Consider the following 14,593-nt stretch of genomic DNA (forward strand, 5'->3'; position numbering starts at 1 on the left):
TGCAAGTATTGATTTATCCCACGCAGAGGAGGCTGCTGATATGAGACACCCCAACCTCTCCCCGTTCACACAAAGGGAGACAAAGCGTAGCTGTGGCAGGGTGGGGTTTAAAAAGCTTTCAACCCTGTTCCCCTTTCTCTATTCCCTGCTATTTTATCTACTATTTAGCCACACTCTCTGGGTTTCGAGATGACTGTACAAGAATGCTATGTAAGGTCTGCAACAAATCTTTTGTTGTATATGGCTTAGGAATAAATTGTTTCACTCCAGGCATTTTGGTTAATTTACTACTGGCTGTCAAACCACTAACAGCAATCACCTTGACTTGAGAATTCATTTTTTGCATCGTACTAATAGCAGTAGCGCCATCCATTGATGGCATCATCATATCCATCAACACAAGGCTAATTTCGTCTTCGTGTTGAGCATAAAGAGCGATCGCTTCAATACCATTACTAGCTGTTAATACTCTGTAGTTGTAAGTTTCTAAAGAAATTTTGGTGGTTTCTAAAATTCCACTTTCATCATCAACTACTAATATTAATTCTCCGTTACCTTTGAGCAATTCTAAGTCTTCCCCTAGTAGGGTATTTGCTACTTCCACTGCTGGCAAGAAAACTTTAAATTCTGTACCTCTGCCAACGTGACTAGCCACATTCACAAAACCGCCATGACTTTGAATTATACCTCTAACAGTAGACAGACCTAATCCCGTACCTTTACCAATTTCTTTGGTGGTGAAAAACGGTTCAAAAATTCTATCAATAATCTCTGACCGCATCCCCATACCTGTATCTGCAATAGTTACTACAATATAAGCGCCGACACGCGCATCCAGATTCATGCGCGCATACTGTTCATCTATTAAGAGATTTTCCGCGGAGATTTTAATATTACCCCCTCTAGGCATGGCATCACGGGCGTTAACTACTAAGTTCATCAGCAGTTGATGAAGATGTGTTGCATCGCCAATCACAGCCCAAAGTCCTGGCTGAATGTTGTGTGTGAATTCAATTGATTTGGGAAAAGTCTCTTGGACAATTTGCTGGATTTCGGAGCATAGATGGCTGACTTGCACAATGCTACGCTGACCGTCCACTCCCCGCGCAAACTGCAAAACTTGCTTGACTAAAGCAGCTCCACGTTTAGAATTAGCTTCGATGGTTTTCAACATCTGCTGATTGCGCTCGTTAGTGTTGGGCATTTTGAGTTGTAGCAGTTGTGCAGCGGTCAAAATTGGAGTCAGAATATTGTTCAAGTCGTGAGCGATACCGCTGGCTAGTGTACCGATGCTTTCTAGACGTTGAGCGCGGAGAATTTGACTTTCTAAATGTTTTTTTTCGGTAATATCAGTATTAACAGTCAAAATTGATGTTGGTTGGTTATGGCGATCGCACATTAATGTCCAACGACTAGCCACAATCACATCCTGTCCTTGTTTGTTAACTTGTTTTAATTCTCCTTGCCAAAAGCCAGACTCAGTTATACTTGCATAAATATTTTGTATTTGCGATAAAGTTTCTGGCGTATACAAAAGCTGATTGACATTCTCTCCCATGACTTCTACAGCTTTCCAGCCATACAAATGTTCAGCGCCTTGGTTCCAAAAACAAATTTGATTATCAAAATCTTTAACGATAATTGCATCGCTAGTAACATCTAACAAAGCTGCTTGTTCGCGGATTTTTTCTTCAACTTGTAAACGTTCGGCAATTTCGGTTTCCAAACGCAAATTTTGCTCTTGCAGGGTTTTGGTAAGGGTTCGCAACTTGAGATGTAGTTGAATTCTGGCTAATACTTCTTGGTGTTGGAGTGGTTTGGTGAGATAATCTACTGCACCCAGTTCAAAGCCTTTGACTTTATCCACAGTTTCTGAAAGTGCTGTCATAAAAATCACAGGAATATCTTGAGTTGCTTCCTTGGCTTTCAGACGACGACAAGTTTCAAAACCGTCGATTCCCGGCATGAGGATATCTAACAAAACTAAGTCTGGTTTACCATATTCTGCTATGGCGATCGCACTTTCGCCGTCTTCAGCAATTAATACTGTAAATCCAGCTTTACCTAAAAAATCAAACAGCATTTCTAAATTAATGGGAGTGTCATCAACAATTAAAATGACACCCGATTTATTAAAATCATTTTTCATAAAGCCTCAGAACACTTTTGGAGAAACTCCAATATTTGTTTCCCTTTAAAACCTTTTGCTAGTTGATATAAACGAGTAGCAAAAGGTTGTAACTCCTCATCCCGTTCTTCTAGTTTGAGCGATTGTTCCGCAATACTTCTTAAGTCACCCCGCATAGCCAAATCTAGCAAAATTGCCAGTTCGTCTGCGGGAGGAGGCACAATCGCAGCCTGAGATGTCAAGTGTAAAGGATAAATTGAACTTTTTTGTTTATCCTTCATCTTTCTTACCTTGTCTTCATATACCCATTCCAATCCTAAGTGAACTTGTAACTTTTCTAAAAGTTCGGCTTTTTGGATAGGTTTGGGGAGAAAATCATCACACCCAACTTTTCGACTTTCTTGTTGATTAAACTCAAACACACTTGCGGATACGGCAATTACGACTATTTCCGGAAAATTTGGTAACAATCTCAGGCGACGGGTAGCTTCAAAACCATCCATTCCTGTCATCACTAAATCCATTAAAATCAAGTCTGGCTGAAATTCAGGTATTTTCTGCAAACAGTCTAAGCCATCACTAGCCGCCAAAACTTCAAACCCTAAAGGCTCTAAAATATTGACCAAAACTGAGCGATTTTCCCACTTATCATCCACAACTAAAATTTTGCGTTTAGCTCCAGCAACACCAATAATATTTAGTTCATTAATATCAACATTGCTCAGTTGTTCAACCTCTGGTAATTCTAAATCTAGCCAAAAAATACTGCCTTTGCCTAGTTCACTTTTAACAAATAATTTGCCACCCATCATCTGCACCAATTGACTGCTAATTGTTAAACCTAGTCCGGTTCCTTCCGTTTTTAAACTATCCTCACCCACTTGTTTAAATGGCAAAAATATGTCTTCTAATTGCTCCTGAGCAATGCCAATTCCTGTATCTTCTACTAAAAAGCGAATTTTCAACTGTGGAGATTGAGCAGCAAGTTTATCTATATCTAATATCCAGTCTCCGTCCTGATTTATAGAGCCGACTTTAAAAGTTATACTACCTTTTTTTGTAAATTTTACGGCATTGCTTAATAAATTAATTAAAACTTGCCGTAAGCGTTTTTCATCACCACAAATTAACTCAGGTAGATAGCCAAGGGGTTGGTAAACTAAACCTATCCCTTTAGTTTCTACACGTAGCCGACAAATTTCTATAACCCCTTCTAAAAATGCTGAAAAATTAAATTTTTTCAACTCTAGCTCCATTTTCCGAGCTTCAATTTTAGAAATATCTAAAATATCATTAATCAATGTTAAAAGATGTTCACCACACTGATGAATAATGTTTACACCATTCCGTTGTTGACTACTCAAAGAGTCATCTGTTTTAAATATTTGTGTATAACCTAAAATTCCATTTAGTGGTGTACGTAGTTCGTGACTCATATTCGCCAGAAATTCGCTCTTGGCGCGGTTAGCATCGGCGGCGACTTCTTCGGCTTTTTGACGTTCTTGAATTTCTTGTTGTAGTTGTAAGTTTCTTGCTTGTAATTCTAAAGTGCGTTCTTTAACTTTTGTTTCTAATGTCCGATTATATTCTGCTAAATCATGATAGAGCCGGGCATTTTCTAAAGAAATTGCTGCTTGTGATGATAAAAGTTGTAAAACTTCTAATCTTGCTGGTGTAAATGCCCCAGCAATTAATTTATTTTCTAAGTAAAGAATACCAACCAAATTACCCTGATTCACAATCGGGCTACATAAAATAGATTTTGGTTGATGCAAGACAATATAATTATCTGTTGTAAATACGCCCTCAGAAGTAGCATCGTTGAGAACAACATTTTCCCGCGATCTCTGCACATAATTAATTAGCGATATTGGCAAATTCTGGCTAGATTCTACCGGAGTTGACTGTCGCACATTGATTTCAGTTTGACCAAACCTACCCGATGCTTCAATAAATAAATTATCGGCTTTAGCTAAAATTAAATACCCTGTTTCTGCTCCAGCATTTTCTAGCAAAATGTGCATCAATTTAGCTAGTAGTTTGTCTAAAACAATTTCCCCAGAAAGAGCTTGGGAGGCTTTCATGACTGTGGCTAAATCAAAAGCTCCACTCATATTGTGATTTATCGAGTGCATCAGCTGATTTTTGTCTAAATTTAGCGTTTGACGTTCCGACAGTCGTCCGACAATTTGGGGATATTTAGCTTCCAAATCTCTCAGCTTGGCGATCGCACCCCAGTTACTATATCCATAGTAAGCATCTGTAAGATATATCTGGGCGACTTTTTCTCTACCACTGGCAAAATAAAACTTTGCGGCTAGTTCATTGGCGAGAGCCTCTTCTTGGATATATCCTTGTGCTTTAGCCCCAGCAATAGCTTTGTCATAATTTGCCATTGCTTGCCAATATTGACCAAGGATGCGGGCTTTTTCTGCCTCAACCAGCTCATACTTATGCTGAAAATTCATCGGTGCATGATCTGCCCATTTCCGCATTTTTGCTTGATTAGTTTGCACTTTATCTAGCAGCAGTTTTTGATGTGTAGATGAAACTGATGGATAGATGGCCAGTTGTGCTAAAGAATCATAGAAATAAAATAATGGCACATTTAACCACCCTGTTACCCCATCTAAATATTGTTCGGCTTTGCTGGCATTTTCCACAGCTTGAGCAAAGTCACCAAATAGATAACAGAGAACTAATTTATTGAGGAATACATAATGAATAATTGTGCGCTCATTTGATTGGATGTGGAATGGTAACAGTTGCTCTTCGTTGTAAGCTTCACCAATTAAAAGGCAAGGTTCTGCTGATAATCCAATTAAATTCAAAACTGCTTGGTGAAAGACTTGATGCCATTTTAGGGCAGTCTCTTGATGAATTTGCGCGATCGCCTTACCATATTTTGCCATTTCCTGTTCTAGGTTGGTTAATTCCCCACCACTCCAGTAGGCATATTGACACTTATTAGCGGCTGAATAACCTGTATGTACTAAATCCCCAGCTTCTAATCCACTCAAGTAAGCATCTTCTAAAAGTGGTAAAGCCTCTCTCGCATGATGTTTCCAATGAATTATAAAAGTGCCAACTTTAAATAAAACTTGGCTTCTCACTTCATAAGCATCTAAGCATTCTAATAAGCTTAAAGCTAATTTGCCAATTTGATAAACCGCTTCAATATCTTGTGATAAACCACTCAAAACTACACCAAAATCAGCAAAACCACTCGCTGAAAACGGTGTATTTCCATACTGAATAGATAAGTTTACTTGTTGACAAGCCATCAAAATAAATAATGCAGGTGCAGATTGATAAGCAGCAGGTACTAAACTTGCTATTAGTCTCATTGCTGCTCGTTTGTGAGCATCTGTCATTGAAGGCGAATTAATTAAATCTTCTATTCCTTGACCTGCTAAATAAGTTGTAGTTTCTTGAATAGCTTGCTGAATATCTAACTCAGTCGGTGCTTGGTTGAGTGTTACTCCTAACATTTCCAAAACTTCTAAACCAAGCTTTACTGCTGCAATTAGTTTTCTTTGGACTTCACAACTTTTGATGCGTAACTCATAAATCTTCACTTTTTCCAGTTGCGTTTTAGCTTGTTGTAATACTACTTCAGCTAATAACTCCATTTGCTCAAAGTCACCGTCTAAAAATGCCGCTTCTGCTGCTTCTTGATATAAGTTTAATGTTAATTCATATTGCTGATGCCAACTGACAGTTGTTAATAAGCTCAAAGCTATATTGCAATAACGCACAGCAGACTCATACGCGGCAGCGGCTTTCGCTTTTTTACCTGCAATTAGATTGAGTTCAATCAACTCATATTTTGCTGAATCTGAGGTTAGTAAATCGATACCATAATTTAAGTGATTTACTAAAGAAAAAATATGTTCTTTTTGTTCTTCTCGTGATGTTTGTTGTAAAAGTAATCGACCAATTTGGAAATGCGTAGCTTTTTTTTCCACATCAGGAATTAGCAAATAAGATGCTTGCTGTACACGGTCATGTAAAAACTTGTAGGTAATTGGTTGCTGTAACGAGTCTGTTAGTAATTTTGCTTCTGGCTGTTCATTCAAAACTAGAGGTATTTTATAAGACGCATCTAAAGGTAAAATCAACCCTGCTTGTAAAGCCTCCCAAAGTTCCGCTGCTGTTGCTGTCCATGATTTTTGGTTAACAATACTCAAAACATCTAAATTAAATTTATTGCCGATACAAGCAGCTAATTGCAAAATTCTTTGGGTAGTAGGTGATAATTTTTGAATTTGATTGACCATCAATTCAATGACATTATCGGTAATCTCAATATTTTTGATCAGGGCAAGATTCCACTGCCAAGATGCTGTATTAAAATCAAAAAACAATAAGTTTTCTTGATAAAGAGATTTGAGCAGTTGGGTAACAAAAAATGGATTACCTTGGGTTTTATTAAAGATTAAATTAGCTATTTCTAGTGACTCTTCTGTGTGACTTTTAAGTGTATCACTAACTAATTGTTGGATATGCCAAATTTCTAAAGGCTGAAGCACAATATGATTGACATTTATCCCAATTTTTTGTATTTCCTCTATAGTTAAGATTAAGGGATGAGTCGGACTCACTTCATTATCACGATATGCACCTATTAATAATAAATATTGACTCTCTCTGTCACTCATCAGTATTTGAATTAACTTGAGAGATGCTACATCTGCCCATTGTAAGTCATCCAAAAAAATTACTAGTGGATGTTCTGCTTGCGAAAATACATCAATCAATTGTTGAAATAATCTATTAAAGCGGTTTTGCGATTCATTAATTCCTAATGCTGGGATTTCAGGCTGAGTCCCGATAATTTTTTCGACATCAGGAATCACATCAATAATCACTTGACCGTGAACACCAACTGCTGATAAGATTTTGCTTTTCCAGTTGGTTATTTTTTCAGTACTTTCTGTTAATATCTGGCGGATTAATTCTTGAATAGCTTGAATCAATGCCGCATAAGGTATATGGCGTTTATACTGGTCAAACTTCCCATAAATAAAATAACCATTCTGGCGAATAATGGGTTTATAAACTTCATTAACTAAAGAAGATTTACCAATTCCCGAATAACCGCTAACTAACATTAATTCAGTTGTACCTGAACTAACTCGCTCAAAGATATTTATCAATTGAGCAACTTCTTGCTTTCGCCCATAAAGTTTTTGTGGTATCAGCAATTGACTAGATAAATCAAGTTGACCAACAACAAAATTCTCAATTTTACCAGTTGCTTGTAGCTGGTTTAAACATAATTCCAAGTCAGCTTTTAAACCCAAGGAACTTTGATATCTTTCCTCGGCAGTTTTAGCTAATAATTTCATAATAATATGAGAAACTGCTGGAGGAATTTGAGCATTTAAGGCTTGAGGTGGTATGGGAATTTTAGCAATATGAGAATGAATTATTTCTAAGGGGTCATTTACCTCAAAAGGCAGTTTGCCAAGCAAAATTTGATATAATGTCACACCTAAAGAGTACAAATCAGTGCGATAGTCTATTGAACGGTTCATTCTCCCAGTTTGCTCTGGGGACATATAAGCAAGACTACCTTCTAGCAAATTGAGATGATTCACTGTCTGAGTTTCTTGATATAGGCGTGAAGCACTACTAAAATCTATAATTTTGATTTGATTAGTATTAGGATTAATTAAAAGATTACGAGGTTGGATATCTTGATGAATAATTTGATTTTGATGTAACTGAGATAGTGTTAAGGCTAAGTGAATTGCTATTTGTAAAAAATTGTGTAATTCTAAAGTGTTTGTGTTAATAAAATCCTGAAGTATTTCGCCAGGAAAATCTTCTAATATCAGCGCTAGTCCGTTTTGTGTACTTTCTAAAGCGAGAGGTTGAATCACTCCTGCTATTGCCAAAGATTGCAGTATTTGATACTCGTATCGAATGCGAGTGATTTGCTCGATTGTAGGATAAGCAGTTTTAAAAGTTTTGATGATTACTGATATTTGTGCAGATTCTTTAAACGCACGGTAAATACAGGTATTTATGTCATCATAAAGAACTTTGATGAGATTGTATTCGGCAAGAATAATACTCATATTTATTTTGTCACTTGCGTGAGCTAAATCTTGACCTCAGTGTTCAACGCACTATTTTGGTATTACTAAAGAATTTTTTAATGTGATGCTCAATAAATAATCTTCTGGTGGACAATGCTGATAACATCAAAATTGGCTCTTTTGGAACTAACAGCATTGCCCACCTAGAAAAATGGGGATAAATCATGGGTATAGAACTGATGTATCTTCATCCTAATACAAATAAACTGCTTTGATTGACTATTTTTTGGGCGATCGCCACCCAGATAAATAACTGCACTCAACAGCAAACTTATATCCCCACACAAAGCACAGCTGCGTGTGGGGAAACTATTACTTGCTATTAGTAGAAGTGACAAAATTGGCGTAACTCAATTCATTCACACGATTCCAGTTATAAACTTGTTGGCGAAAGTTTTTCCACTGTTCGTAAACTTGTTTAAAGTTGGGATCTTTACTGGCATTTTCTTCATATATCTCAATAGCAATTCGCTGTGCAGCTTGTAATATATCTTGGCTATAGGGAGTGAGTTGTGTACCGCCAGCAATCAATCTCGCAAGTGCTGCACCATTCAAAGTATCGTACTCAGTGAGCATATTCATATTGGCTTCAAAAGTGGCTGTCTTGAAGATTTCTTGATACTCTTTGGGTAACTTGTTCCAAGCATTCAGATTTACTAATACATCCAAAGATGGCCCTGGTTCCCACCAACCTGGATAGTAATAATATTTCGCAGCTTTATTTAAACCCAGTTTCTCGTCATCGTAAGGGCCTACCCACTCAGCCGCATCAATTGCACCCCGGTCAAGTGACAAATAAATTTCGCCTCCTGGTAAAACTTGTACATTCACACCCAAACGCGACATTACTTGTCCGCCTAAGCCGGGAATTCGCATTTTTAAACCTTTGAGGTCGTCTAAAGTTTTAATTTCTCTTTTAAACCATCCCCCCATCTGCGCCCCAGTGTTACCAGCGGGAAAATTAATAATGTTAAAACTGGCGTAGATTTTCTGAATCGCTTCTAAGCCACCGCCATGATATAACCAAGCATTTTGCTGTTGGGCATTTAAACCAAAGGGTACAGAGGTAGCGAAAGCTAAAACCGGACTTTTACCAATGTAATAATAACTGGCTGTGTGACCACATTCTACAGTTCCGGCTTGGACAGCATCTAAAACTTGCAGTCCTGGGACTAACTCACCAGCGGCGAAGGGGGTAATTGTAAAACGACCGTTAGTCATTTGCTTAACACGCTCTGCAACTACTTTTGCACCAATAAAAGTCCCCAAACTTTTAGTCCAACTAGTGGCCATACGCCAGCGAACAGTTGGGAGTCCAGCTTGCACTCCGGGAGATGTAGTGCTACGACTACAAGCCGCTAGGGTAGCAGCCGTGGCTGTGGCTAAAGCAGCTGTGTTTAAAATCTTTCGGCGTTTCATCATGCTTGGTAATGTTAATAATTGACTGTCAACATCGCAGTCTTTAAATTTTCACACCTTTGCGATCGCCTACTTCACTTTCTCAAGCTAACTTCTTTTATGACAAATTCTGCAAACCAAGTTTATCCGGTTATTTGGCACAACGATTCAGTCTCACTCATTGACCAAACCCGTTTACCTAATGAGTACGCCTTTGTCGAAATTCACCGCAGTGAAGATATGGCGCTGGCGATTAAAACCATGATTGTGCGGGGTGCGCCAGCAATTGGTGTGGCTGCGGCCTATGGTATGTATCTTGGGGCCAGAGAAATTATCACCAGCGAACGCACTGAATTCTTAAATAAATTAGAAAAAGTCGCCCAATTATTACGAGAGACTCGTCCCACGGCGGTAAACTTATTCTGGGCAATTAGCCGGATGTTAAATACTGCCCACGCCACTGAAGGAAGCGTCGAAGATATCAAAGAAGTTTTATTTCACACAGCCCAAGTCATTAATGCGGAAGATTTGCAAACGTGTCAGGCAATGGGTGATCATGGTTTAACGGTGTTGCCTAAAACACCCGAAAAACTCACTTTACTGACTCACTGTAATGCTGGCGCGTTAGCAACTGCGGGTTACGGTACAGCCTTGGGTGTGGTGCGTTCTGCTTGGCGCGAAGGGCGCTTAGAACGTTTATTTGCCGACGAAACCCGTCCTCGGTTACAAGGTGCAAAACTCACCGCTTGGGAATGTGTGCAAGAAAATATACCTGTGACTTTGATTACCGATAACATGGCCGCCCATTGTATGCAGCGGGGTTTGATTCATGCTGTAGTTGTGGGGGCTGATCGCATTGCGGCGAATGGTGACACAGCCAATAAAATTGGTACCTATAGTTTAGCGATCGTTGCCAAAGCCCATAATATACCCTTCTTTGTTGCGGCACCGTTTTCTACCGTTGATTTTGCCTTAGCTAATGGTAGTCTCATCCCCATTGAAGAACGTCACCCAGAGGAAATTTACCAAGTTGGGGACACAAGACTCACCCCAGAAGGTGTGGAATTTTACAACCCAGCTTTTGATGTCACCCCAGCCGAGTTAATCACAGCCATAATTACAGAAAATGGAGCATTTGCACCTGGCGATTTAGCTAAGTACCAGTTAAAACAGTGTGTTAACTAACTATCATTACTGTTTTTATGCAAACTCTCATTCAGCGTCGGTGGGAAAAATACCAGACTCCAACAAACAAAAATTCTCCCCGATGCAAAAGCCTGCTTTCTCATATATTTATGGCAGGCATTTTTTTCAGCAGTTTTTCCCCATTGATACCGACATCTGCTGTTGGTCAAATTAACAGTAAACTAGCTAATTCAAGCCTTGGTCAACAACTTTTACAAGAAGTCTCACAATGCGCTGAAGCTAAAATTTCTCATCAACAGCCAATTGATCAAACAGAATCAGAAGCTATTGCTACAAAGTGTGCTTTGCAAATTCTGACTCTAGGGTCAAATGAAGAATTTCGTCCTGATGCTTTTGATCGCGTCGCGGCTTTTATGGAAGCCGTTGGTGTGAAACTTCCTCAATCTACTAGCCAAGGACAAGCCAAGGTAAAACTTAACTTTAATGGAGAAAGTTCTATTTTTAGAATTCCTGTCCGCGTTGGTAGACAAACTCAAACTTTTATATTAGATACAGGTAGTGGACAGACAATTATTAATACTCAAATTGCTCAACAGCTAGGGCTTAAAAGCAAACCTGTGCCGAATGGACTTTTGGAATATAAACCAGTCATTGGCAATAACTTCAAAAATCTAGATGTTAAGGTTCATGCTTTACCAGTTTTAGGCGTAAATTCTGCCACTGTTTCTGGAATTCAGGGTTTAGAATTACCTACATACGCACTACCAAAAGATATCTCTGGAGTTTTAGGACTGGATTTTTTAAGTAAATTCGATGTTGTCCTCAATCCTAAAAAACAACAATTGCAACTTTTACCACCTTCCAACTTTGTTGCTGATGCTATCCCCCTTAAAGGAAGCTTTGGTATTTTAACTGCTCAGGTTTATATTAACGGTCAAGGGCCTTTTACTTTTGTTGTGGATACAGGAGCCTATACAATAGCTGTTTCCAAATCTGTAGCTCAAAAATTAGGCATTGACGATCGCAACGCCCAAACATCAGAAATCTTTGGTTTTGGCGGAAGGGAAACAGTCAAAAAAATTAAATTGACTAAGTTGCAAATTCAGCAACATCAAGTAACTGAAATTGATGCTGTTATTGTTGAACAAAGTAATATCCTTAAGCTCCCTGGTGTAGAAGGTATTATTGGTCAAAACTTTCTCAACAAATATCAACAACATTGGCGCTTTGGCAAACCCAATGCACTAGGAGTTGTGGAATCGGGAAGTTTAGTTTTAACACCTTAGAGGCAGAAGGCAGGAGGTAAGAATATTACTATTGTGGGCATTCATGCTTTCAAAATTAATTATTGAACATTACCAAATCCTTGCACAACCGTAACACATCCTACTTGTACTTTATAAATAAACTCTAACTATGAACAAACCTAGCTTCATCAGTGGATTAATTATTTGTCTAATTTGGAATAGCGGTTGTACTAATTCCTCTACAGAAGTTAGCCAAGAAACCCCGACAACTAAATCTGAAATTACGCAGAGTCCTAGCCCAAGCTCAACAGTTACTGCATCTCCTGAAGCAACTTCCACAACAGAGGTTTCGCCATCCGAAAACCCAGAAACATCGACAAAAGCTTTACCAACTATTGGTACAGTAAAAGAACTAATCAACGGTGATTTATTGTGTTATGCCACATTAACTGATGAACAAGGAATTGAACATCAGGTAGGTGCATCCTTTGAAATTTGTGCAGAATCGGCGAAATTTTTAAACAAAAAAGTCCGTGCGTCTTACACAATTGAATCGGTAAGTGATTGTCAAAGTGCTGAACCATGCGGCAAAACTAAAAAAGAATCAATCATTACCAAGATGGAAGTTGTGACTCAATAAAAAATATAGCTGACCAAGGATGCGAAACTAATCTAGAGTATTCATGTATAAAAAACCATTTAAACTAAAAACTTGGGCTATTCGTTTTGCTTGGTTTTTTGTGATTATTGGAGTAGCATTTCTCTATTTATATCCCGTAATTAGTTGTAGAATTTGGCATGATCAAACTGCTTGTGAAACTGAGAAGTGGCAGCAGCGTAATTTACCCAATACTTAATTTTATGACTCAGGCCATATTCTATCTCCAGTAATAGAATCAAATACGAATAACTGAGTTAAATCTAATTGTACAGATAAGCGATCGCCCACATTCACCCTGACATTTCCACCAATCTGCACATTCAATAACACTGTCGAACCAGGTAAACTTGCTCTAATTAAAGTTTCTCTCCCCAAAGGCTCAACCACCTTCACTTCTACCGAAAGTGCTGTTAGCGGTAGCGGGAGTTGAGCAGCGTGCTGAGTGGTGAGTGGTGAGTGTTGAGTCACCGAAGTTTGCTCAACGGGGGGAACCCCCGCACGCAACTTCTCGCTGAGTGGTGAGTTATTGTTAATAGAAATATGTTCTGGACGAATACCCAAATCATAATTCTGCCCTGGATGCAGTTGTAATTTTTCCTTTATAAGTTCGGGAACTGCAATTAATTGTCCACTAGCATCAAAGCCATCATTGGTATATTTTGCTGACAAAATATTCATTGGTGGATTGCCTAAAAAAGTTGCCACCATTTGATTAGCTGGAAGCGCGTAAATGCTTTGGGGTTCGCCAATTTGTTGAATTCTCCCACGATTCAGCACGACAATTTTATCAGCCAAGGTCATCGCTTCAACTTGGTCGTGGGTAACATAAACCGTAGTAATTCCCAACTCTTGATGAAGTTGTTTTAATTCGGCTCTGGTGTCATCACGCAATTGAGCATCTAAATTAGATAAAGGTTCATCTAATAAAAATACTTGAGGTTCACGGGCGATCGCTCTCCCTAATGCTACCCGTTGTTGCTGTCCACCAGAAAGTTGTTTGGGCTTCCTCTCCAAAAGATGTTCTAAAGAAAGCGATCGCGCCACCGTCCCCACCCTTTCCTGAATGAGTTTCGCATCCACCTTCCGCATCTGCAACCCAAAGGCGATATTTTCCGCCACCGTCATGTGCGGATAAAGGGCATAGTTTTGAAACACCATCGCCACATCGCGCTGTCTGGCGGGGATGTTATTCATTAAGCGATCGCCTATAAATAGTTTGCCAGAAGTGGCAGTTTCTAAACCCGCGATCGTCCGTAAAATTGTCGATTTCCCGCAACCAGAAGGCCCAACTAACACCCAAAATTCGCCATCGGGAATTTCAAAAGTAATATCTTCGATGGCGGTGACGTTATTAAACCGACGTTTAATTTCTTCAAGACGTACTTTTGCCATTATTTAATTTGATATTGTGAATGTGTAATTGTTAGGCATATTACCCTATTTTTTCATTAGAGCAATGCGATAAACTCCTCCCTGGTAAGTTCGGCATCTCGTAGTATTTTTCGTAGCAATCCTCTGCCAATCGTTTTACCAGCATGAACAGGAATAGTAACTAAGCGTCCATCTTCATGTTCCATTTGTACATGACTGCCTTTTTGACGCACCTCTTGGAATCCAAATTTTTCTAGTGCCTTAATCACTGTTTTACCAGTTAGGCTGGGTAGTTTTGGCATTAGATTACTACTTTTTGAACACCTATAAATTCTGAGATTGCGTCATCTGTTTCTGTTTCTAAACATAGTTCAATGACCTCTTTAATATTGACCATTAACTCATCAATTGTTTCTCCTTGGCTATAGCATCCTCTTAGCTGCGGGACTTCTCCGACATAATAGCCATCTTCATCCCGTTCAATAATGACGTAAAATTCGCGTTTGATGTTATTCCGCATAATTTAATTTTACGG

The 14,593-nt window shown here is 38.8% G+C and carries 10 protein-coding genes; 4 read left to right on the top strand and 6 right to left on the bottom strand.

Annotated elements, in window-relative coordinates:
- Positions 1–160 precede the first annotated feature (160 nt).
- From AC504W_RS25360 to AC504W_RS25370, 3 genes are all read right to left on the bottom strand, one after another.
- Positions 161–2,149, bottom strand: coding sequence for an ATP-binding response regulator (locus AC504W_RS25360; RefSeq protein ID WP_494874993.1), 1,989 nt, complete (start codon positions 2,147–2,149; stop codon positions 161–163).
- Positions 2,146–8,214, bottom strand: a complete 6,069-nt coding sequence (locus tag AC504W_RS25365; RefSeq protein ID WP_494874994.1) for a hybrid sensor histidine kinase/response regulator — start codon at positions 8,212–8,214, stop codon at positions 2,146–2,148. Before AC504W_RS25365 ends, AC504W_RS25360 begins: the two co-directional genes overlap by 4 nt.
- 333 nt (positions 8,215–8,547) lie before the next feature.
- Positions 8,548–9,654 carry a TRAP transporter substrate-binding protein gene (locus AC504W_RS25370; protein ID WP_494878761.1) on the bottom strand — a complete coding sequence of 369 codons (1,107 nt, stop codon included), beginning with the start codon at positions 9,652–9,654 and terminating at the stop codon, positions 8,548–8,550.
- A 99-nt stretch (positions 9,655–9,753) separates the two neighbouring features.
- Here AC504W_RS25370 and mtnA point away from each other — a divergent pair, with 99 nt between their 5' ends.
- From mtnA to AC504W_RS25390, 4 genes are all read left to right on the top strand, one after another.
- On the top strand, positions 9,754–10,818 hold the full coding sequence (gene mtnA, locus AC504W_RS25375) for an S-methyl-5-thioribose-1-phosphate isomerase (protein ID WP_494874995.1): 1,065 nt from the start codon (positions 9,754–9,756) through the stop codon (positions 10,816–10,818).
- Positions 10,819–10,928: 110 nt separating this feature from the next.
- Positions 10,929–12,065, top strand: coding sequence for a retroviral-like aspartic protease family protein (locus AC504W_RS25380; RefSeq protein ID WP_494874996.1), 1,137 nt, complete (start codon positions 10,929–10,931; stop codon positions 12,063–12,065).
- Positions 12,066–12,195: 130 nt separating this feature from the next.
- The gene (locus AC504W_RS25385) at positions 12,196–12,666 is read left to right on the top strand and encodes a hypothetical protein (RefSeq protein ID WP_494874997.1); all 471 of its coding nucleotides are present in this window, start codon (positions 12,196–12,198) and stop codon (positions 12,664–12,666) included.
- A gap of 43 nt (positions 12,667–12,709) precedes the next feature.
- Complete coding sequence (locus AC504W_RS25390; protein ID WP_494874998.1) at positions 12,710–12,883, top strand: hypothetical protein; 174 nt, start codon at positions 12,710–12,712, stop codon at positions 12,881–12,883.
- Between the two features lie 2 nt (positions 12,884–12,885).
- Here the strand turns inward: AC504W_RS25390 and AC504W_RS25395 are convergent, their stop codons facing one another.
- The 3 genes from AC504W_RS25395 to AC504W_RS25405 are packed head-to-tail and all read right to left on the bottom strand — an operon-like array spanning position 12,886 to position 14,578.
- Complete coding sequence (locus tag AC504W_RS25395; protein ID WP_494874999.1) at positions 12,886–14,079, bottom strand: ABC transporter ATP-binding protein; 1,194 nt, start codon at positions 14,077–14,079, stop codon at positions 12,886–12,888.
- Between the two features lie 56 nt (positions 14,080–14,135).
- Positions 14,136–14,360 (bottom strand): type II toxin-antitoxin system HicA family toxin, encoded by a 225-nt coding sequence (locus tag AC504W_RS25400; RefSeq protein ID WP_494875000.1) that lies wholly within the window; start codon positions 14,358–14,360, stop codon positions 14,136–14,138.
- Entirely contained in the window at positions 14,360–14,578 is a 219-nt protein-coding gene (locus tag AC504W_RS25405) for a type II toxin-antitoxin system HicB family antitoxin (RefSeq protein ID WP_494875001.1), read from the bottom strand. Before AC504W_RS25405 ends, AC504W_RS25400 begins: the two co-directional genes overlap by 1 nt.
- Between the last annotated feature and the right edge of the window lie 15 nt (positions 14,579–14,593).

The sequence above is a fragment of the Nostoc sp. C96 genome (assembly GCF_059384975.1).